The sequence below is a fragment of the Microbulbifer maximicatervae (SeqCode) genome (assembly GCF_052467305.1).
In genome coordinates this window covers 3,227,688-3,248,742 of record NZ_CP174306.1, presented here as the reverse complement: position 1 = coordinate 3,248,742, position 21,055 = coordinate 3,227,688, and the positions used below count along the sequence as shown (strand labels likewise).

The 21,055-nt window shown below is 47.4% G+C and carries 19 protein-coding genes and 1 tRNA gene; 8 read left to right on the top strand and 12 right to left on the bottom strand.

Annotated elements, in window-relative coordinates; translation table 11 throughout:
- Window positions 1-35: 35 nt before the first annotated feature.
- The 8 genes from ACJJI4_RS14270 to ACJJI4_RS14235 all read right to left on the bottom strand — a co-directional run bounded on the left by ACJJI4_RS14270 (window position 36) and on the right by ACJJI4_RS14235 (window position 6,448).
- On the bottom strand, window positions 36-797 hold the full coding sequence (locus tag ACJJI4_RS14270) for a hypothetical protein (RefSeq protein WP_444917855.1): 762 nt from the start codon (window positions 795-797) through the stop codon (window positions 36-38).
- Between the two features lie 178 nt (window positions 798-975).
- Window positions 976-1,449: a hypothetical protein gene (locus tag ACJJI4_RS14265; RefSeq protein ID WP_444925580.1), complete on the bottom strand. Its 474-nt coding sequence runs from the start codon at window positions 1,447-1,449 to the stop codon at window positions 976-978.
- Window positions 1,450-1,537: 88 nt separating this feature from the next.
- Entirely contained in the window at window positions 1,538-2,665 is a 1,128-nt protein-coding gene (locus ACJJI4_RS14260) for an acetyltransferase domain-containing protein (RefSeq protein ID WP_444925579.1), read from the bottom strand.
- 467 nt (window positions 2,666-3,132) lie between these two features.
- A complete protein-coding gene (locus ACJJI4_RS14255) occupies window positions 3,133-3,462 on the bottom strand; it encodes a YceK/YidQ family lipoprotein (protein WP_413662864.1) in 330 nt (109 codons plus the stop codon).
- A gap of 260 nt (window positions 3,463-3,722) precedes the next feature.
- Entirely contained in the window at window positions 3,723-4,208 is a 486-nt protein-coding gene (locus tag ACJJI4_RS14250; protein WP_444925578.1) for a DUF6892 domain-containing protein, read from the bottom strand.
- A gap of 141 nt (window positions 4,209-4,349) precedes the next feature.
- Window positions 4,350-5,078, bottom strand: a complete 729-nt coding sequence (locus ACJJI4_RS14245) for a thiaminase II/PqqC family protein (protein WP_413662862.1) — start codon at window positions 5,076-5,078, stop codon at window positions 4,350-4,352.
- A gap of 102 nt (window positions 5,079-5,180) precedes the next feature.
- Window positions 5,181-6,029 (bottom strand): M90 family metallopeptidase, encoded by an 849-nt coding sequence (locus ACJJI4_RS14240; protein WP_444925577.1) that lies wholly within the window; start codon window positions 6,027-6,029, stop codon window positions 5,181-5,183.
- Window positions 6,026-6,448: a nuclear transport factor 2 family protein gene (locus ACJJI4_RS14235; protein ID WP_444925576.1), complete on the bottom strand. Its 423-nt coding sequence runs from the start codon at window positions 6,446-6,448 to the stop codon at window positions 6,026-6,028. The genes ACJJI4_RS14240 and ACJJI4_RS14235 overlap by 4 nt, the downstream gene beginning before the upstream one ends.
- A gap of 184 nt (window positions 6,449-6,632) precedes the next feature.
- Here ACJJI4_RS14235 and ACJJI4_RS14230 point away from each other — a divergent pair, with 184 nt between their 5' ends.
- Entirely contained in the window at window positions 6,633-7,391 is a 759-nt protein-coding gene (locus tag ACJJI4_RS14230; protein WP_444917848.1) for a substrate-binding periplasmic protein, read from the top strand.
- An 86-nt stretch (window positions 7,392-7,477) separates the two neighbouring features.
- On the opposite strand, the gene ACJJI4_RS14225 is transcribed toward ACJJI4_RS14230, so the two are convergent.
- Window positions 7,478-8,206, bottom strand: coding sequence for an SDR family oxidoreductase (locus ACJJI4_RS14225; protein WP_444917847.1), 729 nt, complete (start codon window positions 8,204-8,206; stop codon window positions 7,478-7,480).
- A 38-nt stretch (window positions 8,207-8,244) separates the two neighbouring features.
- The gene (locus ACJJI4_RS14220; RefSeq protein ID WP_444917846.1) at window positions 8,245-9,345 is read right to left on the bottom strand and encodes an alkene reductase; all 1,101 of its coding nucleotides are present in this window, start codon (window positions 9,343-9,345) and stop codon (window positions 8,245-8,247) included.
- Between the two features lie 138 nt (window positions 9,346-9,483).
- Here ACJJI4_RS14220 and ACJJI4_RS14215 point away from each other — a divergent pair, with 138 nt between their 5' ends.
- Window positions 9,484-10,356 (top strand): LysR family transcriptional regulator, encoded by an 873-nt coding sequence (locus tag ACJJI4_RS14215; protein ID WP_444917845.1) that lies wholly within the window; start codon window positions 9,484-9,486, stop codon window positions 10,354-10,356.
- A 366-nt stretch (window positions 10,357-10,722) separates the two neighbouring features.
- On the opposite strand, the gene ACJJI4_RS14210 is transcribed toward ACJJI4_RS14215, so the two are convergent.
- Complete coding sequence (locus ACJJI4_RS14210) at window positions 10,723-11,625, bottom strand: LysR family transcriptional regulator (RefSeq protein WP_444893151.1); 903 nt, start codon at window positions 11,623-11,625, stop codon at window positions 10,723-10,725.
- Window positions 11,626-11,777: 152 nt separating this feature from the next.
- Between ACJJI4_RS14210 and ACJJI4_RS14205 the strand changes: the two genes are divergently transcribed.
- The 4 genes from ACJJI4_RS14205 (at window position 11,778) to ACJJI4_RS14190 (ending at window position 15,215) form a co-directional block, all read left to right on the top strand.
- The gene (locus ACJJI4_RS14205) at window positions 11,778-12,755 is read left to right on the top strand and encodes a DUF1852 domain-containing protein (protein WP_444896507.1); all 978 of its coding nucleotides are present in this window, start codon (window positions 11,778-11,780) and stop codon (window positions 12,753-12,755) included.
- A 28-nt stretch (window positions 12,756-12,783) separates the two neighbouring features.
- The gene (locus ACJJI4_RS14200; protein ID WP_444917844.1) at window positions 12,784-13,812 is read left to right on the top strand and encodes a methionine synthase; all 1,029 of its coding nucleotides are present in this window, start codon (window positions 12,784-12,786) and stop codon (window positions 13,810-13,812) included.
- 25 nt (window positions 13,813-13,837) lie between these two features.
- Entirely contained in the window at window positions 13,838-14,350 is a 513-nt protein-coding gene (locus tag ACJJI4_RS14195) for a flavin reductase family protein (protein WP_444925575.1), read from the top strand.
- Between the two features lie 82 nt (window positions 14,351-14,432).
- Entirely contained in the window at window positions 14,433-15,215 is a 783-nt protein-coding gene (locus ACJJI4_RS14190) for a sulfite exporter TauE/SafE family protein (protein ID WP_444925574.1), read from the top strand.
- Window positions 15,216-15,658: 443 nt separating this feature from the next.
- Here ACJJI4_RS14190 and ACJJI4_RS14185 read toward each other — a convergent pair.
- Window positions 15,659-15,735 (bottom strand) — tRNA-Arg (locus ACJJI4_RS14185).
- Window positions 15,736-16,101: 366 nt separating this feature from the next.
- Between ACJJI4_RS14185 and ftsH the strand changes: the two genes are divergently transcribed.
- Together ftsH and ACJJI4_RS14175 are read left to right on the top strand one after the other, a co-directional pair.
- The gene (gene ftsH / locus ACJJI4_RS14180; RefSeq protein ID WP_444925573.1) at window positions 16,102-18,075 is read left to right on the top strand and encodes an ATP-dependent zinc metalloprotease FtsH; all 1,974 of its coding nucleotides are present in this window, start codon (window positions 16,102-16,104) and stop codon (window positions 18,073-18,075) included.
- A gap of 588 nt (window positions 18,076-18,663) precedes the next feature.
- The gene (locus ACJJI4_RS14175) at window positions 18,664-20,943 is read left to right on the top strand and encodes a TonB-dependent receptor (protein ID WP_444925572.1); all 2,280 of its coding nucleotides are present in this window, start codon (window positions 18,664-18,666) and stop codon (window positions 20,941-20,943) included.
- Window positions 20,944-21,055: the final 112 nt, after the last annotated feature.

Sequence of the window (21,055 nt, the reverse complement as noted above, 5' to 3'; positions counted from 1 at the left end):
TCGCCACTAACCCCCTATCGTTGTAAGAAGCATCGCTAATATTTGCTGATCAGCATATCCGTTATTTTTAACGTGCAACCTGGCTGGGGTGGATTGTTGACGCCCCAGTTGTCGATCACGATCATCATGGATTCATCAAAAATTGCAGGCCCCTTTTCCCGGTAGGCATGCCAAAGCTGATTTGAATCATCGCACTTAGACGCAGATGCTCCACACACTCTTATATCCCATTGATAGGTTCCACTAGCTTCACCCGAAATGATTTTCCGGGATGTAAAAGTTATATGCTGTTGGGCACCACTCTTCACCTGTAGGGGACCTGTTTGGCTTGTCCACGCCGCCTGTTTGGGAAGCCCTCCCCAATTGGAAGCGAAACCTCCCGGACCATTGGAGCCTATTGTTTCTACAAAATCGACTTCCCGCTGCCCCCCGGCCCAACATCCACCGGGTTGTTCACACCAGGGAAACATATAAACGGCAATCCACTCTTTAGCACCACACTTACCTGGAGGCACGTCAACCTTAAAGTCAATTGCAGAAATATCTTTCATTCTAATCTCGGTATTCCCGCACTTAACCGCAGATGTATAAGCGCAGGAGCCTTTGGTATCGCCATCCATAATAATAACAGCAGATCCTTCCGTATTGCTTGGTTGAAAGCTGATTTTAGTGCAGCGATTGTTCTTGGCCACTTTGTCATCTTGATGATTGAATATGGGCTTACATGTTGTTGCTGATGCCAGATTTAAGGAGGATAGGGCAGCAAAGATCAGGAAGAGTCGGGTTGCTTGTAGCATGGTGTGGAGCTTGCAAACTATAAAACTCAATAAATTATAGTTTGTGTCTTGATGATCAGGCTTTAGTAGAAATGTTTAGCCTGTCAATAAGATCAATTTTGGCTGGTAGCACAAAGGTCACTTTCACTTATCTAGAAGGTAACCTTTTTATAGATGAAATCCAATGATCATTGAGTGCTTACAAATGATTCTGAACGTAACTTAAAACATCTGTTGGAGTGCAATTGTCCATAAATCTATCTTGCAGGCTGTAGGCCATTTTTTCCAGAGGTGCACCGTTGTAGCCGTAGGTCTGAATTTCACTGATATAACGTTTGATAAATGACTCTGCTCCCAAGAGAGACCATTGGTGGACATGGACTAACTCATGGAAATGGAGGGAAATGTCCGCAGCAAAAGGTGTTTTGACAAAGTAGGTATCTTTGTAAGTGATACCGGCTACTTCCATGTCGACAAAGCCACCCAGACCAGCCTGGTAGAGCTCGGGAAACCTCGGTTTTGGAATATTATCAACCACTACAAAGTAGCTTTTGCTAAGAAATTCTTCCGTATAATACCCTGAAAACTTCTCTGTGAACCTCGCGCAAGATTGTCTCTCTTCTTTGAAGTCTATCAGTGTTTGATCAATCCAATGGTCTATTTTTTGCAACATCTATATCGTCCTGATTGGGAGGCAACTCTGGGGCTTTGCTCACCCCAGAACAGAATTTTTAATATGCGAAATAAAGTTGTGCTGAGAGTTATACGTAGGAGTATATCACCGATCCACTTTCTTTTTTCTTTTGAAGATATTTCTTGCAGGGATAGTAAAGTATCGCAATCAGAGCAATCCAGTAGGCATAGGTTCTCAGTAAATTAGGTGTGTAGCCCTCAGGCCATACTTTGGAGCCGTTGAAGAAGTTGGTTGCTACTCCAAACTCTAAGTAGCTCCATAGATGTGCGGACAGATTGATCACTGGGACATGGAGTAAATAGAAGAACAATGAGGCCTGCCCAAAGAAGAGCAATACATCCAGTATTCGGTTTTGCCGATTTTCAACGATAGCCATGATCAAGAAAACTATACTCATTGTCATAAGGATATAGCTGAACGACATTGGGTATTTGGCGGTGTTGATAAAGCCCAGAAGCCCCTGCTGTGAATTCCAATCATTGGGATCGCCAAAGCCTATTAGTCTAACCGCAATAAATATAATCGATAGTGCAGTTGCTGTTGTTATTAGTAGACGCACTCGTTGCTTGTTTGCCATCTCGTAAAGAGGCCCAAATACATAACCAAGGTACATAAGAGCAAAGAGGGGAATAATATTGTAAGCAGCAAAAATCCCGGTGTTAAACTCGAAAAGTCTAAAACTAGTGCGTACATGCGCAAGAATCCAAAGCCATTCATAGCCACCTAATAGCTGGCGCATGAAGTCATCATTCAGGTATCCATGTAAGGATATTACGGCCAGGCAAACGATAGTGGTCCATATCATTGGCAAATAGATTAAGCCCGCCAGTATGATCATGGATACGCCCAGTGCCCAAATTACCTGTACAAAAGCGTAATTATAAGCAAACTGCCAAGAGAGGTTTACCAAAGTTAGTTCGAGGATAACTAGTACTAACCCTCGAAGTATTAAGAATTTTGCCAACTCCGGCTTGGAGTTAAGTTTTTTACCGTGAAAGTAGGCACTCAATCCTGTAAGAAATATAAATCCAGGGGCACATATATGCGTGATCCAACGAGTTAAAAACAAAGCGATGGAGGATTGGGATAGGTCCAATGGGTCAAACTGGGTCGAAGTCCAATAATCTCGAGTATGATCGAGGGCCATAATAATTACTAATATACCTCTAGTGATGTCTATTGCTGGATATCGCAATTTGTTATCTCCAAAGTTAGTGAGTTCTATAGCGTTTTCTCTCTAAGGGTTCTTGTTACCATGAGGTTGGAATGTAGAGGCGGTTAAAGAGAGCTATAAATGATGTCTCTTGGTCTTTGTTTGTTGTTGTTTGGAGGCAGGTGGGAGCTGTCTGCCTTTCATATTGTACATATATTCTTCAAGCAACCAATTGCTTTTTAATTGTGTGATATGTAGGTGGAGGGACGATAGTGTAGGAATTTTTGGTTCTGGCAAGGCCAAGAAATTTTGCCTATCTAATAATCAATATTATTTAATTTGTTTGGTTTTGCTTTTAGCCTAGGGGCAGCTAGAGGCCGGATTATGGATTTGAAAGTAAAGCAAAATCAGTGATCGCGGCCTGTTCCCAGTGAATATATTTTCCTGTGGTTAAAAGAGGGGTTTTATCAATAACGGCTTCAAAATTATTAAGCTACAGGTGGAGCATATCAGTTTACTTCGATATTACCGTGCTTCGCCTGAGTCACTACGGTATACGGTAAAACAACGGTATCAGCGGCTACAGAAAAAACAGCATCTATAGCTACCAGTGGAACACGGTTGATAGTTGATCCAGTATTTACAGTCTGACTGGGTTCGCTATTTAGCAAGCAAAAGGAGTAAGAGGTTCCGCTATAAACTCTTGGAATACTTTCGCAATAGCTTTTGTGGCCTCTATGAGTAATATCTACCTGATTATTCTTAGGGTTAACTGTCTTCACTGTGGCGCATGAGACACAAACTAGAGAGGCTGATACTAAAGAAATAATACGTTTCACAAACTAATCCTTGCTGATGTGATCTTTTGCGGGGCTATAGAGTAGTGTTTTCTAAATTGGTTCCAGATTTTGTGTGTACTATAAGTATTATCTGTACTCAATTGGAAGTGAAGAAAGTCAAAATTTTCACATCTGAGGTTTACTTTGTCGCTGTTTGGCGGTATCTCAAATTTAGAACATTAGTTTCAAGTAATGGGCAGGCTGATATACGATATTGGTTGGAATTTAAATATTTTTTACCTGATGGTAATTTTTTAGAGTTATACCCATTTGGCCTCTATGCCTTTTCTTTTGAAATCTTCTAAAACTTCTGGATTTTCTTCATTGTAGAAAAGTATGAGCTTTTTCAGGTTTGGTAGGAGGTTTGTGTCTTCGGTGGAATGGATATCAAAGTCGTCAGTAGTTCCACACCAGAAGGGAATGATTTGTAACCAGATATGGCCACCCCCATCCTGATGAAGGTCAGTAATATCGTTTAGCCATTCTTTCTTAATTGGAATGGACCGGAAGTGGTCGAGAGCTTCGGGGATAGGCTCGTACCCTTCTTCTTCTATATCTATATTTCTTTTGGTGTAACTATCGGCAAACTGAAAAATATCGAATTCAGGCTGTATTACCTTATAATGGTACATTAACTTATCCAAGACTAATAACCTGAAGTTTTCATCCTTGAATTCCGCATATTCACTCATTTTTAAGTCTACCTTTACTTTCCATATAAGTATTGTGAGATCCATTTTTTTCATTGTCTACAATATATTTCGCAATAGGGGAAGTTCTTTCGGCTTGAGAGAATAAAAGTAGTTTTTACTAGGTCAATCAAGAATTTTAGGTATATCTTTGGCGGTTAAGTAATGCCGATAAGTTAGAGAATTTGAGTTATCGTACTAATTGCGAATATTGCTTGTTTCAAATGCCCGCCAAAACTCCCGTTCATAGGCTTGGATTAACCGCACGCGAATGGCAATATCATTTTCTCGAACACCTGAAGCTAGTCCTCTTGCAATTATATCGATAGCCTGTTCCCTGAATCCTTCTGGAAGTTGGCTAAAAGTCATTAAGAAACTGAGCTGTTCATTGGTAAAGCGTTTATTTTGTTTGAGAGCTTTTGCAACGCGCTCAGCATTTTTGCCAAAGCTCTGAAAGTTGATTAACAGGGCAGCGGCAATTTCGGCGGGTGTAGCGTAGTTGGCTAGCCAGGTAGTGTAGGCTGGGTAGGCTTGGGCACCTGCGAGTGGTTGGTATTGTGCGATCTGCTCGGGTGAGATACCCAATGCTTGAATCAGGTTAGGTAACAGGGTATTAGCTTGAATTTCTGCTGTCGTAATTCGAGTAAAAAATGCTCTCGTACTATGTCCCGGTAAGCCACCAAAACGATGCAGAGATAGCGCATTACTTCTCAAGTCCGATAAGTTAATAAGGCGTTGCTCCATTGCAAAAGCCTGTAACTTAGCGTCCGGAAGAGTATTTTTTTCCAGCTGTAGAACAAAGACAGGAGTAGGGCCCTTGAGATACAGTTTTTCAAGGCGCTCTATCAGAGCCTTTGCATCCTGTTGGTTTGTGGCGATATCTGCTGTGGCCGGTTGAGTCATGGCCAAAAGAACAACCAGTCCCACAAGAGCGAATCTTAAACAATGCGTATTGGCCACTATTCCAACTCCGCTGGTGCACGAAATAAGCATAGCAGGAAGACAGAAACCGGACTGGTAGCGTATTTGTCAGGCCACAGTACTTTTTCCGCGTATTAATTCGGCGGGATCAATTCGATAGAAATGACTTAACTCCTTATAGAGTTCCGGGTGTAAGGCGTGCATAGCCGTTGGGATCGTATAGAAACTTTCTGTTGCTACAGCAAAGAACTCAGCGGGAGACTGGGCGCCGTATAAATCGAGCACAGAGGGTGTATCACCAGGAAACTCACCGAATTCAGCTCTTTGTCTCAAACGGTGGAATTCCCGGCTCATAACCTCAGCCCAGGTGGCCCCTTCATCACTGCTTTCAAATAGAGGGCGGCCATCAAAGTAACCATCCTCTTCATCGACTTTGTGGGCGAACTCGTGCAGGGCGACATTGTGGCCCCGTTCAGGCGATTGTAAATCTTTCTCCAGGTCACCCCAGGAGAGGACTACGGGTCCACGATAATGTGCCTCCCCTTCACGGGCACTGTGCCTGGCTGTTTCTATATAGCCTTCCCGACGTGTTTCGTGAGCGACATAGGTGTCCGGGTAGAGCAACAGGCTGTAAAGGTTGGGGTAGCATTCATTCTTGCGGCCCAATAGGAGTAGGCAGGCATGGGCAGCGATGGCCACCTTCATGCGTTCATTGACCTGAAGCCCCTCGCAACCGACAAACTCTTTGCCGTGGAGAAATAGGGCGATATTACTGCATAACTCTTTCTGTTGATTGGAGTTAAGGTAGTGATAGAGAGGAAGATTTTCCCTAATGAGTTGTAGCTGTTCCCGTGTTAAGGGTTGTGAGCGGAGGTAAAAAATGCGCCACTGTCGGTAGAAGTGGGGAACCAGCCATATCGCCAGGGCCAGCAGGATAATTGCGATAAAAGCACTCACAGCTTAAACGCCGGTTGTTTGCGTGAGATATTATCTTCCAGCTTAAATTCTTGGCAGGGAGTCCCCTGGTGAAATTTCATTTGCCACTGCCCTTTACTTCTAACCCAAATAGATGATCGCTTACAAAACCCCTTGTACTCCCCTTGCTGGCTTCGCCGTGCAGATTTATACAACAGCATAATGACTGTGTCAGAGAGAGGAATGCATTCATAGTTTTGGCTGTGAATTTCCCAGCCCGTATTTTCCTCCTGTTGCATTGATCGCACTATTGCCTTGAAATCAAAGGTCCGCCCGGATTTCCCTACCTCTATAAAATCAGGGCTTAGTAGCTTGCTAATGACTTCAGGGTCTTTGCGCATCTCGAACTGATGCAGCTTTGTTTCATTCTCAATCAGAATATCGGCAATCTCATGTATCACTGTTTTACCCGGTATGGCCCAGTTGCGACAAATTACTATTTGCCTGATTTTAGAATGGGGAGTTTACTGCCGAATTCAAGGTTTCGGATGGATACAGTTATGCGGAAGCGAAGCTTGATAAATGGGGGATGTCTGCCAACACTTAGAGCGTCTGGGTGATTTTCCTGTCACTGTGGAGAAGCTTATGCGTTCGCTATTGGCCTTTCTTGTCTTGATGTTTGGAGTCTGCACCCAGGTGCTGGCCCAGTCGGGTGAAACCCCGTTAAAAGTAGCGATCGCAGGGGATGCACCACCCTATGTGATTGACGGTGCGACCAGTGGTTTGGAAATAGATATCGTTCGGCAAGCTCTCCCTGGCTATAAGTTGGAGTTCGTACAGATGGGGTTTGCGGAGACGGCCCCGGCACTTGAGCAGGGTATGGTTCAGGCAGCGGTGAATGTACTCAAGAAGAGTGATGGCCTATTTTACTCGAACAATATGATCAGCTTCGCCAATTACGCTATTGCTAAAGCCAGCGCAGAAATGAAGATTGGCAGTATTGCAGATCTCGCGGGTAAGAAAGTGATCACTTGGCAGGGAGCTCCTATGGATCTTGGGCCCGAATTTGAAAAAATGTTTGGGCCCAATGGCACCCAGAAACAAAATGTTATGCAGGCGCCAACAGCTCGTGACTTGGTTGCCCAATTCTGGAAAATGCCAGATGTGGTCGCCGTGGTGGATATGGAGCTATTTAAGTACTACAGCAATAAAATGGGCCATACCATGGCTCAGGTTGACCTATTCCAGATATTCCCGATGATGACAGACTTTCGAGTCGGTTTCCGCGATGAAAAAGTGCGGGATGACTTTAATCGCGGGCTGGCAGAGCTGTGCAGCAGTGGCCGCTACAAAGCCCTACTGCAGAAATATGATGTGGTGCAGAAGCAGGATATTTGTAAATGACCCCCTGTTACTGATTACCGATAAGACTGTACTGCATTAGGAGAGCCGAGTTTCCCTCGGCTCTTTTTTACTTGAAGAGTTCAGTGTCAGGTTGCCACGCTTGGCTTTACATTCCACTCAAAGGTCCAGCAGGATTTTTCCTGCTGAAGTACATGAAGGATTTGTCTGGATAAGGCCGCTTGATCGATAAAGTGCTCATTTCCCAGGTCTTCATTCCCCGGAAAATTACGACTTCGAGTATTATCAAGGATACCTTCAATTAATAAGTGAGATACATGTACTCCCTTTGCCCCAAGTTCTGCAGCCAGGGACTGGGACATCATTCGTAGAGCTCCCTTGGCAGCAGCGAAGGAAAAAACATGAGCAAAGCTATCTACCGAAGCTGAAGCGCCAATATTCATAATGGCTAAGGGTGGCTGTCCATCCAGCTTCCATATCGAGAGAACTTCTTGGGTGATATGGAAAGCGGTTTTAAAATTTAGGGTAATCGATCGGTCGAAGTCCTGCTCGCTGATATTGGTTACTGTATCTCCACCTGTCCAGGTTCCGGCATTATTTACCAGTGCAGAGATGCCACCGAATTTGCTGCGAATAGCTGCGACCGCTTCCTTTGTGGCTTTGGGGTTAGTGATATCAACTTGCAAAGCTAGCACTCTTGAGGGATCGTCAAATTGCTCGGAAACTTTCTGAAGGTCCTGTGAATTGCGGGCCAATAGGGCAACGGGGAAGCCTTGTCGGTAAGCCTCTGCAGCGATATCCACTCCCAGCCCACGACTTGCACCGGTAACTATAAGGGCATTTTTTTTCTGGAACATAGTAAAACTCCTAATGTGAATTTCTTTTTTCTTGCGGTTTATACTGGTGAGGAGGCTTCCGCAGTGAATGTGGGATAGTCGATATAGCCTTCAGGGCCATTGGTGTAGTAAGTGGATCTGTTCCCGGTGTTGATTGGCCAGCCATGGCGAAATCGCTCAACCAGATCCGGGTTGGCGATAAAGGGTTTTCCGAAAGAAACAGCATCAGAGCCATCATTGAGAATCATTTGCTTGGCTGAGGCGGCACTGTGACCGCCGTTTGAAATTAGAATGCCGTTATATATCTGACGTAGATTTGGGGTTTGGTAATCGATAGTTTGAATATCATGACCTGAGTCAGGACGAGGTTCGAGTAAGTGCAGATAGGCTAGGTCGAGAGGATTAAGTAGCTCTACTGCTCGCGCGTAGGTGTCCCGGTACTGGCTGTCTTTCACTTGCCAGATCTCATTGCTCGGAGATAGCCGAATACCGACCTTGCCACTTCCGATAGCATCGCAAACAGCGTCAGTAACTTCGCTAAGAAACCGTAGGCGTTTGTCGATAGATCCACCGTATTCATCAGTACGCAGATTGCTGCCATCTCGCGTGAATTGATCGATCAGGAAGCTGTTTGCGGCATGTAGTTCGATGCCGTCGAGCCCTGCAGCAATGGCGTTCTTTGCTGCCTGGGCAAATTCAGCAATTATTTTTCGAATTTCTGTTTTGCTGAGGGAACGTGCTTGCTTGAAAGGGCGGTCGCGCCCAATGGGGGTCGGAAGTGTGCCTTCAAGGGTAATCTGTGAGGCTGAAACCGGTTTGTTCCCGCCAAGAAAATCTGGGTGCACAGCGGCACCCATATGCCATAGCTGTACAAAGATAACTCCTTCATCTCTGTGGACTTCTTCACTGATTTGCTGCCAGCCTGCTATTTGTTCTCGAGTGTAGATACCAGGCCCGTTGATCCAGCCGCGTCCAGTTGGGGATGTTGCTGTAGCCTCAGCGATGATCAGCCCCGCACTCGCTCTCTGCCGATAATACTGAGCAGATATGGGTTGGGGGACGCCATTACTGTTGGCGCGGCTGCGGCTCAGTGGAGCCATGACTACTCGGTTTTTAAGGGTGTAATCACCCAAGGATAAAGGGGTAAACAGGTCGGGCATGGGAGTCTCCTCGCCGTGTTGTATTTGGTACAGCGCAGAGGTTATCCAGCTCAAGTCTGATAATAAATAATCGATTCTTAACAGCCTTTGTGCAAATATGCACAGAAATAAGAAAGAGTGGACGAGAGAAGAGGCAAAATGACTAATTGGGATGATATCCGCTACTTCCTTGCACTTGCGCGCAATGGCACGGTGTCTGCGGCTGCCAAGGTGTTAGATGTTAATCACGCTACGGTTTCCCGGCGTATTCAATCTCTGGAGCAGTCTCATGGTGTGCTTTTATTTCATCGCACGCCGAGGGGCTATGCCCTTACAGAGGCGGCAGAGGCAATTTTGCCGATAGCCGAGAAATTGGAGGTTCAAAACTTAATGCTGGAAGAGCGGATCAGTGGGGCGGATAGCCGCATGGCAGGTCCCCTTGTTCTTACGTTACCCCATGATTTACTCAACCAGTTACTGCTAGAGGATCTGTGCCAGTTCCAGGCTGATCATCCAGACATATCCCTGAGGGTTTTGGCTTCCAGTAGCTTGAAGGACCTGGCAAATATCGAGGCAGACGTCGCTCTAAGATTTACGCCTGAGCCACCTGACCTTCTTACTGGTATTCAGTTTGCCCAGCTGGAAATGGGAGTTTACGCTCATCGTTCACTGGTCATCAGCAACAAAGTTAAAGCAGTACTTTGGTCGGCGGAAGAGCAGTTGCCAAGGTGGTGTGATGATCTTCCCAAGTGCAGTGCGGGATTAAGAGTGGATGACCTGCATGCCATGTTTCTGGCGGTAAAGAATGGATTTGGGGTGGCTCGAATGCCCTGCTGGTTTGTCAATGCGATAGGGCACCCTTCGGTGATTCAGCTTCCCCTACGTCAAACTCCCTCCTCTTGGGCTTTGTGGTTATTAAGTCGCACTGACTCACGGCATATGGTGAGAGCAAATAAGTTAAAAGAATTCCTGCGGGAAAGATTGGAAGAAAAGCGAGCTTTATTTGAAAACCCCTTTCCAGTTCAATCTTAAACCGTTTTGAACTGGCTCCATTCGGGCTTGGATAGGGCTCCAGAAAAATAGAAGAGACTATTTCCTGTGATATAAGGCCTTCTTATGTGGATTGCCCGGGAAAGTTCGAACCTCCAATTGCCTGGCCCGTTGCCAGCAAATTGAAATTTATTGTTTATTAAATTTCAGTGGCGTAACTCGCTGTATTTGTCACTACCTGGGCGCGCTGTTTAGCAGTGAAAAACGCAAATGGATTACTTAGGGTTGGCAAGTTTTTCTGTGCGGGCGTGTTTGCGGGTAGTGGAAAGGTCCGTACTTCGTAAATATTTTTCACTCTATGGTGACTGTTCAAACTGCTACCTGAGTAAACGGTAAATCTCACCAGCATTAGGCTTTAGTTTCTGAGTGCTCATAACCTCTGGCCAGTTTGATAAAAGCGCTCAGGTATTCAACTTCGCTATCGTCTTCACGAGTCCCTAAGAAAATCTGTTTGGCAATACCTTGTCGCCCGAGGCGCACCACCGATAGTGCCAGCTTGGTGGAGTACTCCTCTGCAAGCCAGCGAGGCAGGGCTGCGACCCCGCGGCCGCTGGCCACCATCTGTAGCATGATATCGGTAGTTTCACTGGTCTTGTGGCGCAGTGGCACCACGCCCGCAGGGTTGAGAAACTGGGTATAGATATCCAGGCGGTCCGGCGGCACGGGGTAAGTTAACAACACCTGATCCCGTAGGTCTTCTGCTGTCAGGTACTTTCGCTTTGCCATCGGGTGATCTCGAGGGACTACCAGCACCTGCTCGTAATCAAATACGGGATCGAAGCGCAGTCCGGCTTTATAGAAAGGGTCAGGGGTAACTAGCAGGTCGATCTCGTAACCCAGTAAAGCGCCGAGACCTCCAAACTGAAATTTCTGCTTAACATCCACATCCACGTCCGGCCAATCTTCCAGAAATGGCGACACTACTTTCAGTAACCACTGATAGCAGGGGTGGCATTCCATACCGATACGCAGGGTACCGCGCTCACCTTGAGCCATTTGCTTTAGCTTGCTCTCAGCATGTTCCAGTTGTGGCAGGACACGGTTGGCCAATCCAAGCAGATACTCACCGGTCTGGGTCAAGCGCAAGCTGCGGCCCTCACGCAACCAGATAGGGGCCCCGAGGTTCTGTTCCAACTTGCGCACAGTATGGCTCAGCGCCGACTGGGTTAGGCAAAGGTGCTTGGCCGCTGCGGTTAGCGAACCGTGATGGTCTACGGCCTGGATTATTGTTAAGTGCGTGCGCTCTAGCATAGCTGTAACCGAGCAATCCATGAATAAATTTAATGGATAGTTGAAAATATACCATTTTTGTTCATTTATAAAGAAGCTTATCCTGCCTGGCAATGTCAATCACCAAGCAAAGAACTCAGTTTTTGCCTTAGGAATCAGGATACCAGGCCGCAATGAATAAAGAGTTTGCATTCAGCATCAAGAACTTACGCTTTGATGAAAACTATCGTCCAGCGGATAGCACGCGGATCACCACCAATTTTGCGAACTTGGCGAGAGGGGAGAGCCGTCGGGATAACTTGCTCAACACCTTGAGAATGATTGATCGTCGTTTCAATGCCTTGGCGCATTGGGACAACCCTAGTGCAGATCGTTACTCTGTAGAGCTGGATATTATTTCCGTTGATATTGATATTGAAGGCAACGGAGAAGCCTTTCCTACCATTGAAGTATTGAAGACGAATATTGTTGATCATAAAAACAATCAACGGATTGAGGGCATAGTAGGAAACAACTTTTCTTCATATGTGCGGGATTATGATTTCAGCGTGTTGTTGTTGGAGCATAACAAGAAGCAAGACAAGTTTAGCCTTCCTGAAGGTTATGGTGATCTTCACGGGAAAATTTTTCAATCGTTCCTGAATTCAAGTGCCTACAAGGATAACTTCAGCAAGCCCCCTGTTATTTGTCTGAGTGTATCGAGCAGTAAGACTTATCATCGAACTGAAAATCAGCACCCCGTGCTGGGTGTTGAGTATCGGCAGGACGAATACTCTTTAACTGACGAGTATTTTGAGAAAATGGGTTTGCAGGTTCGCTATTTTATGCCGCCGGATAGTGTTGCCCCTTTGGCTTTTTACTTTCAAGGTGATTTGCTTGGTGATTATACGAATCTTGAGCTTATCGGCACTATCAGCACGATGGAGACCTTCCAAAAGATATATCGGCCTGAAATATACAATGCAAATTCTGTAGCGGGGACCTGCTATCAGCCCAGTTTGAAGCACCAAGATTATTCACTGACTAAAATTGTTTATGACCGGGAAGAGCGTAGCCAGCTGGCTATAAAGCAAGGAAAATTTACTGAAGAACAATTTATCAAGCCATACAGAAGCATCCTTGATCAGTGGGCCGCTAATTACGCGCTTTAATTAACAAATACAGATAAGATTATTTTTCATGAATCGCCTATTGCCAACTTCAAGCGCTGGAAGCTTGCCTAAACCATCCTGGCTCGCAGAGTCCGAAAAACTTTGGTCTCCCTGGAAATTACAGGGGGATCAATTACAAGAAGGTAAACAGGATGCCTTGCGCCTGACATTACAAGAGCAACAACAAGCCGGTATCGATATCGTTAGTGACGGGGAACAGACCCGCCAACATTTTGTGACTACATTTATTGAGCACCTCAACGGCGTTGACTTCGAGAAGCGGGAAACCGTTAAAATCCGCAATCGCTATGAAGCGAGCGTGCCGTCAGTTGTTGGCGAAGTATCTAGGCAACAACCAGTATTTGTTCAAGATGCCAGGTTTTTGCGCAAGCAAACCAGTCAAGCTATTAAGTGGGCATTACCTGGCCCCATGACAATGATTGATACTCTCTACGATAGCCACTACAAAAGCCGCGAAAAGCTCGCCTGGGAATTTGCCAAAATTCTCAATCAGGAAGCGCGTGAGTTAGAGGCTGCGGGTGTTGATATTATTCAATTTGATGAGCCTGCATTTAATGTTTTTTTTGATGAGGTGAATGACTGGGGGATTGCCACTTTAGAAAAAGCCATCGAGGGGCTGAAATGCCAAACTGCCGTACATATTTGCTATGGCTACGGTATCAAAGCCAATACAGACTGGAAGAAAACTCTGGGGTCAGAATGGAGACAATATGAAGAAGCGTTTCCAAAACTGCAAAAATCCAATATTGATCTAATTTCGCTCGAATGCCACAACTCCCATGTTCCAATGGATCTCCTTGAGCTTATTCGTGGTAAAAAAGTGATGGTGGGCGCTATTGATGTGGCAAGCAACACGATTGAAACACCGGAGGAAGTCGCCGATACCTTGCGAAAAACACTCAAGTATGTGGATGCTAAGGATCTCTATCCCTGTACGAACTGTGGTATGGCGCCTCTATCCCGTCAAGTTGCGAACCGTAAGCTCAATGCGTTAAGTGCAGGTGCAGAAATTGTTCGAAGAGAGCTCTCGGTTTAGCTGTCTACAATATTTAGGTGCTCCCATGTCACTTTCCAGTACAGCCATAGAACCGTTGCGCTTTCGCGAGGCACTGGGGCATTACGCTTCCGGTATTACCGTGATCGCATCGCGCCGTGAGGGTGAGCCGATAGGCTTTACCTGCCAGTCGTTTTATAGCGTATCGACGAGCCCGCCATTAGTGTCGTTCAGCGTTATGTCGAGTTCGTATAGCTATCCCAAAATTCGTCAGGCAGGTCGATTTTCGGTCAATATCCTGTCGGATGATCAGGTTACGATTTCCAACCAGTTTGCTCGTCAAGGCGCGGACAAATGGAGCGAAGTCGAATGGCAGGAATCGCCGCTGGGGAATCCCATTATCGCCGGCAGCTTACACTGGCTTGATTGTGAAATTCATGCTGAACACGCCGCCGGAGATCACCTGATCGTGATTGGTGAGGTAAAGGCGTTAAACCTACAAAAAGCTGCTGCAAGGCAGCCACTTCTGTATTTCAAAGGCCAATATCGCAACCTTACTGCGGTGTCCCCAGCCGGGTAATACATGTGAGCAACGGGTTGCGGACTTGCAGCCCCATCGCCTGCTTCTAGAAGAAACCCGCATGAATTAGTTCGAGGGATTTATGGAATTTCTACTCTACCTGCTGCTAGGAGCTGTGGCTGGGGTGCTGGCCGGCTTGTTTGGCGTTGGTGGTGGCATCATTATCGTACCCGTGCTGGTATTCAGTTTTACTGCCCAGGGTATCGATCCGCATGTGCTGACCCACTTGGCGGTGGGCACTTCGCTAGCGACTATTGTCTTTACTTCGATTAACTCGGTTCTGGAGCATCAGCGCAAAGGCGCGGTGCTATGGCCGACTTTTGCCTGGATGAGCCTGGGTATTCTTCTCGGTGCAAGTCTTGGCTCCTTCACAGCGGCAGCTATCCAGGGGCCGATGCTACAAAAGGTTATTGGTGTATTTGCTATCACCATTGCCATTCAAATGGCACTGGAACTCAAGCCCAAGGCCAGCCGCGCTGTTCCCGGCAAGTTGGGGCTGACAGCGGCCGGCGGGGTAACAGGCTGGGCCTCTGCCATCTTTGGCATCGGCGGTGGCACACTGACGGTTCCCTTTCTGACCTGGCGCAGCGTGCCGATGCAGCAAGCAGTGGCAACTTCCTCAGCCTGTGGTTTGCCGATTGCTGCCGTCGGCGCTCTGAGCTTTATGGTTATTGGTTGGCAGCAACCTGAACTGCCCCAGTGGAGTTTTGGTTTTATCTACCTGCCAGCCATGGTCGGTATCGCCATCACCAGCATGTTTTTCGCCCGTTTTGGAGCGCGACTGGCCCACAAGTTATCTCCGCGATTGCTCAAGCGTTTGTTTGCCCTGCTGTTGCTCTGCGTGGGTGGAAGTTTTCTTCTCTGAGGCATCAATGAATTGCAGTCTATCGATTGTTATCTCGGTATAGGTGCAGCTGCAAAAGTGGAAGGGGGCTTCAATCCTTTTCCAAGTGCGATCGGGCCCAAGTGAAGAGTATTAACTCCTAACTTTCTTTTGTGTGTCGAAATCTCTGGTCGAGCACAGGACCCTAGTGAGATGAAAATGGATTAACGTATCTGGAGGTTGCACAGTTGGTGCAATTGCTCCCGCTGACTGATGTGCGTATATCTATCCGCTGTATGAAACGAATGAAGAGATTGCTTCTAACCCTGTTGGGTCATTCAAGCTGTTTGTGATTGCTTAAAGTGAATAGGAGTTGCTGGGGGGGCGAGGCCGCGAAGAATAAATTGTGCAAAGAGCAGTTTGGCATTAGCTACTCTGCAACAAAAAAGGGCTTACGTCGTGAGACGTAAGCCCTTTTCTTTGTATGGCGCGCTCGGGAGGATTCGAACCTCCGACCGCCTGGTTCGTAGCCAGGTACTCTATCCAGCTGAGCTACGAGCGCGTCGTTATGGGTGCGAACTATAGAGAGTTGATTCGTTGCCGTCAACCTCTTTTTGGAAAAAATCCTTAAAAATCCGCAACTTATCGAGTTTCTGGGCCCCTCTGGGAGCGGTCGACCAGTCTCGACAGGGCGCGAATTCTGCCGTGCCTCTCCTCAATTTGCAAGCCTTACTTTGAAAAATACTGCCTTGAGTACCGATTGCGCCAGTTATCCAGGGGCGAGGCATTAAATTCCTCGGTGTGATTGGCGGCGAACTATACTCATTACTCTACCGGGATTCCGATGATTCGCACCTTTTCCATTGCCCATTGCCAGGTCCGGCCTATCTTCCGGCGGCAGGCTTCTCCAGAGATATAGTGAGAATATATGGCGGACGAGCAGGACCAAGAGCGAAAGCTGCCGCAGGGGGAGTCTCCTTCACCGCCATCGGGAAAGCCGGTTCCGCAAGGGCCGCTGAATTGGCTCCAGTACTTCCTGTGGATTTTCCTTTTAATACTGACTGTACAGTACTGCACTAACGGGCAGCTTTCCGGTAAGCGGACTGAGTTAGCTTACAGTGACTTCAAGAAAGAAGTCGCCGAAGGCAAAGTTGCCAGCGTGGTTATCGAGGGGGATAGAGTCAGCGGCACTTTTAAGCCGGAGGCGGGCAAGCTGCCGGCGTCAAACACTGGCGAGAAAGAAAAAAAGGCTCCACCGCCGGAGCACTTCACAACCATTTTACCTTCCGTTCAAGACCCCGAACTGCTGCCCCTTCTGGAAAAGGAGAAGGTGGAAATCCTGGCGGAGTCCCCGGGAGGGGGCTTTATGCAGCGAATGTTGATTCTGCTTCTGCCCTGGATACTGATTATTGGGCTCCTGGTTTGGATGGGGCGGCGAATGCAGGAAAAGATGGCCAGTGGGGCTCCCGGCAGTCCCTTCGGTTTTGCTCGATCACCAGCAAAGCGGTTTGAGCGCAGTGAGTCTCAAGTGACTTTCGATGATGTGGCCGGGTTGGCAAATGCGAAGAAAGACCTGCAAGAAGTGGCGGGGTACCTCAAGAACCCGGAGCACTATCGCAAGCTCGGAGCGAAGATCCCCCGGGGAATTTTGCTAATGGGGCCCCCCGGTACGGGTAAAACCCTGATGGCGAAAGCGCTGGCCGGTGAGAGTGAAGCGCCATTTTTCAGTATTAGTGGCTCTGAGTTTATTGAGATGTTTGTAGGAGTGGGGGCTTCCCGTGTGCGGGATATGTTTGCCGAAGCCAAGAAAGATGCCCCTTCAATTATTTTTATCGATGAGATTGACTCCGTCGGTCGGGCGAGGGGGACGGGTGTTGGTGGCGGACACGATGAGCGGGAGCAGACGCTCAATCAGATCCTTGGTGAGATGGACGGCTTTGACCCCCAGGAGGCGGTGGTGGTAGTTGCGGCAACCAACAGGCCCGACGTTCTCGATGCGGCGCTGCTAAGACCGGGGCGCTTTGACCGAAAAATTACTCTGGACCTTCCAGACAAGGCCGCACGCAAGGAAATTCTTGAGATTCATTCCCGCGATGTCCCATTGCACGGCAAGGTGGATCTGGAGCGGCTCGCGGCTCTTACTGCAGGTTTTGCCGGAGCGGATCTGGAAAACCTGATTAATGAGGCCGCATTGTTGGCGGGGCGAGAAGATAAGTCCGCAGTGGATATGGATTGTTTATTGAGGGCGAGGGATAAAGTGGTTCTCGGTGGCGAGCGCGAAATGGTTATCAGTGAAGAGGACAAGCGGATTATCGCCTACCACGAAGCGGGACACGCGTTGGTAGCAACGCTATTACCCAATGCAGACCCCTTGGAGAAGGCGACTATTATCCCCAGGGGGCACAGTCTCGGCGCTACCGAGCAGATTCCCACCGAAGAGCATCACAGTATGCAGGTCAGTTATCTCCGCGATCGTATCGGCGTAATGCTTGGAGGGAGGGTCGCTGAGCGGGTGGTATTCAAGGAGGTGAGCACTGGTGCAGAGGCAGATTTAAAGCAGGCGACGCGACTGGCCCGTCACATGGTGACGCATTGGGGGATGAGTGAAAAATTAGGCCCCGTTGCTTTCCGCCGGGGAGAGGAGCATATATTCCTGGGGCGCGAGATGGCCCAGCAGAAGGACTTCAGCGAACACACCTCAGAGATTATTGATGACGAAATTATTGCTTTGATCAGCGGTATTGAGATGAAAGTAGATCAGTTGCTGACAAAAAATCGCAAAAAATTAGATGCATTGGCTGGGGCTCTTTTGGAAAAAGAAACCCTCGATGCAGCCGAAATAAATGAAATACTTTCCCATGTGGCTGCAGGTGGTGATGACACATCTATTGCGCCGAAATAGCTCCTAGCTTTAATGGAAATTTATTTTTCAGGCGGACCCATTGGTCAAATTTAATGTGTTTGAATGTACCAGGTTAGTTGAGTTTATTAGTTTTGAATTGCCGGTAACCTGAAATATCGAAGGGCATTTTCAGGCTGAACTAAAAGAGCTGAGAGTGTAATAATTTAAAATAGACAAAAAGTTTTGTGTTTTTGGGGTGGTTTAGATACATATTGTCATTGGCTTTTTTGAAAATAATCAATTTTCTATGTAATAGGGCAACTTAGGGTATCGCCCTTAAACAGTGCATAATTTTATTTTTTCCATTCCCTTTAATTTTTTTCTTCAAGTTGAAAGAACTTTCCAGACTAATTGAGTTATTTTTACAGACATTTACGTTAAATAGACTTCCACACACGGTTGTGAGCCTGTAACCTGTCCATGTCACAGATTCACTACGAAATCTGTGCCTCTTTATCAGCGCGGTCTTGAATCGGAGCTTCACTTAGTCGGAGCCTCTTAATAGAGGTAGAGCGGTGGAGCCAGGCAGTACCGATTGCGATAAGTCCGTTGTTGTACATAAAAAAAATAAAACAATGGAGAGAAAACATGGGAAGTCCGTCAAAACCCAAGCAGCACTCTGCTCTGCTTTCCGCCTGTTCCGTAGCAACTCTTTGGTTAGCCAGTGGTATTAGCCCCAGTTATGCCGCAGAGGGAGCAGTCGGCACCCTTATGGAAGAAGTGCAGGTAACAGCCCGTAAGCGTGCAGACGCAGAATTACTTCAGGATGTTCCGGTAGCGGCAACCGCCTATTCCGGTGACCAACTGGAGGCTCTACAAACTAGGGATTTACAAAGCCTTTCTTTCAAAATGCCCAATGTCCAGCTGGAGGATGTGGGTACCGTAAAAAATACGGCAAACTTCACTGTGCGCGGTCTTGGAGTGAATAGCTCTATTCCGTCAATTGATCCCACAGTAGGGGTCTTTGTCGATGGTATGTACCTCGGTGTGAATGCGGGTGTTGTTACCGATGTGTTTGACCTGGAGGGTATCGAAGTTCTCCGTGGTCCGCAGGGCCTGCTCTTTGGTCGTAATGTTACCGGTGGTGCTGTCGTAGTTAAAACAGCGCGCCCAACTGATGAATTCTCTGCTCGCGTCAAGGTGTCCACAACGGATAATCTGGATGTGGTGACTGCGGGTTCAATTAATGGTGCCATCTCTGAAGATGTTAACGGCCGCCTGACCGTTTACTACAACGATGACCGCGGCTGGTTCGAAAATGTTGCCACCGGCAATGATAATGCCGGTGCCTCTGACAGCTGGTTTATTCGCCCAAGCTTTAGTATTCAGCTCAATGAAACCGCAGAGCTGCTTGTGCGAATGGAGCATGGGCGCATGGACTCCGATGGAGTGGTTGCGCAAAACCGTGGTAATGAAGCTTATGTAGTTGATACTGGTAACGGTATTATTGCCTATCCCAGTGCAACCCAGATTGCTGAGGCTTACGGTATTCCTGATTGGGACAATAGTGAAGACTCTTTTGAGGTAGCCCAGGACGAAGAGGGTTATCAAAAAGATGAGTGGACCCAGATCATTACTGAGCTTAATAAAGATGTTGAATTTGGTGATGGCACCATCACAAATATTCTGGCTTGGCGTGAATATGAGGCGCGGGGCTTAGGGGATATTGACTCCCTGCCTTTTGTTGGTTTCCATGCGGACTCAAGCGTGGACCAGAGCCAGTTAAGTAACGAGTTGCGCTATGCCGGCCGCTTCGGTCGCACGGCCATCACTGCCGGCGCCTATTGGTTCTCTCAGGATGTAACCTACCTGGAAAATCGTTTATTAGCCGATGGTTATGGTGGCATTATCGATTGGACCGGTGGTGGTGTGCAGGATCACAGTACTTATGGATTCTTTACCCAGGCTGATATCGACTTGGACGAAGCCTGGGTGTTGACCCTGGGTGGACGCTACTCGAGTGAGGAGAAAGATGCGAAGATTGCCTCGATCCCGCTGAACTACTGCACCCTAAGTGGCTGCTCTAACTACGATCTTGATGATAGTGAAAGTTGGAGTGCGTTCACTCCTAAACTGGGCCTGCAGTGGACGGTTTCCGATGAAACTCAGCTCTACACTTTCTGGACCAAAGGCTTCCGCAGTGGTGGCTACAACTTCCGCAATACAAGTCGGAACTTCAAGCCCGAGGCAACAGATCAGGAAGAGCAGAGCAGCTTCGAAATTGGTGCCAAGGTAGACTGGCTCGATGGCCGCCTGCGTACCAATATGGCGGTGTTCCACAATAGTATTGACAATATGCAGCGGGAGGAGAATTTCTCCTCCCCAGAGGCTGGAGTGGTACAGGTTATCCGCAACACGGCAGATGCGACAATTCGTGGTGCTGAACTGGAGACCATGGCTGCGCTCAGTGAAAACCTGCTGCTTACCTTCAACGTGGGCTATGTAGATGGCGATTACGATAAGGTACTCGGTGACCTGAATGGTGACGGCCTTGTGGATGATAAAGACCTGGGTCTTGAGATCCCACGCCTGGCGCCATGGACTTATGGTATAGGGTTAGTGCATGACCTGTCCCTGGGCTCCCTCGGAACCCTGACTTCCCGCATTAACTACAATCATCGCGATGAAGCGCCATATACGGATGATAACAAGGGTATGCTGTCTGAAGTGGAAATGCTCGACTTCAGTATTGGTTATACTGCGGATAGCGGCCAATATACAGTTTCTGTATTCGGCAAGAACATGTTGGATGAAGTGAATGAGGCTAATGATACCCAGCTACCAGTTAACCTTGGTGGTATCGGTGCCAGCTTTACCCCGCTGAATAAAGGTCGTGTTATGGGGGTTGAGTTTATTTACGAACTCTAATCTCGGCTGAGAATTTGCTGCTTAGAGAAAATATTTTTTAAGTCAGCAGACTTCGAAACGGCTAGTTCCTTTTCGCAATTAAATGTTGTGATGGGGCTGGCCGTTTTTTATT

Excerpts from the sequence above, each read along its gene's own strand:
- ACJJI4_RS14270 (WP_444917855.1), bottom strand. The coding sequence starts at position 797 with ATGCTACAAGCAACCCGACTCTTCCTGATCTTTGCTGCCCTATCCTCC.
- ACJJI4_RS14205 (WP_444896507.1), top strand. The coding sequence starts at position 11,778 with ATGAATAAAGAGTTTGCATTCAGCATCAAGAACTTACGCTTTGATGAA.
- ACJJI4_RS14230 (WP_444917848.1), top strand. The coding sequence starts at position 6,633 with ATGCGTTCGCTATTGGCCTTTCTTGTCTTGATGTTTGGAGTCTGCACC.
- ftsH (WP_444925573.1), top strand. The coding sequence starts at position 16,102 with ATGGCGGACGAGCAGGACCAAGAGCGAAAGCTGCCGCAGGGGGAGTCT.
- ACJJI4_RS14210 (WP_444893151.1), bottom strand. The coding sequence starts at position 11,625 with ATGCTAGAGCGCACGCACTTAACAATAATCCAGGCCGTAGACCATCAC.
- ACJJI4_RS14250 (WP_444925578.1), bottom strand. The coding sequence starts at position 4,208 with ATGAAAAAAATGGATCTCACAATACTTATATGGAAAGTAAAGGTAGAC.
- ACJJI4_RS14175 (WP_444925572.1), top strand. The coding sequence starts at position 18,664 with ATGGGAAGTCCGTCAAAACCCAAGCAGCACTCTGCTCTGCTTTCCGCC.
- ACJJI4_RS14195 (WP_444925575.1), top strand. The coding sequence starts at position 13,838 with ATGTCACTTTCCAGTACAGCCATAGAACCGTTGCGCTTTCGCGAGGCA.
- ACJJI4_RS14215 (WP_444917845.1), top strand. The coding sequence starts at position 9,484 with ATGACTAATTGGGATGATATCCGCTACTTCCTTGCACTTGCGCGCAAT.
- ACJJI4_RS14225 (WP_444917847.1), bottom strand. The coding sequence starts at position 8,206 with ATGTTCCAGAAAAAAAATGCCCTTATAGTTACCGGTGCAAGTCGTGGG.
- ACJJI4_RS14220 (WP_444917846.1), bottom strand. The coding sequence starts at position 9,345 with ATGCCCGACCTGTTTACCCCTTTATCCTTGGGTGATTACACCCTTAAA.
- ACJJI4_RS14265 (WP_444925580.1), bottom strand. The coding sequence starts at position 1,449 with ATGTTGCAAAAAATAGACCATTGGATTGATCAAACACTGATAGACTTC.
- ACJJI4_RS14200 (WP_444917844.1), top strand. The coding sequence starts at position 12,784 with ATGAATCGCCTATTGCCAACTTCAAGCGCTGGAAGCTTGCCTAAACCA.
- ACJJI4_RS14190 (WP_444925574.1), top strand. The coding sequence starts at position 14,433 with ATGGAATTTCTACTCTACCTGCTGCTAGGAGCTGTGGCTGGGGTGCTG.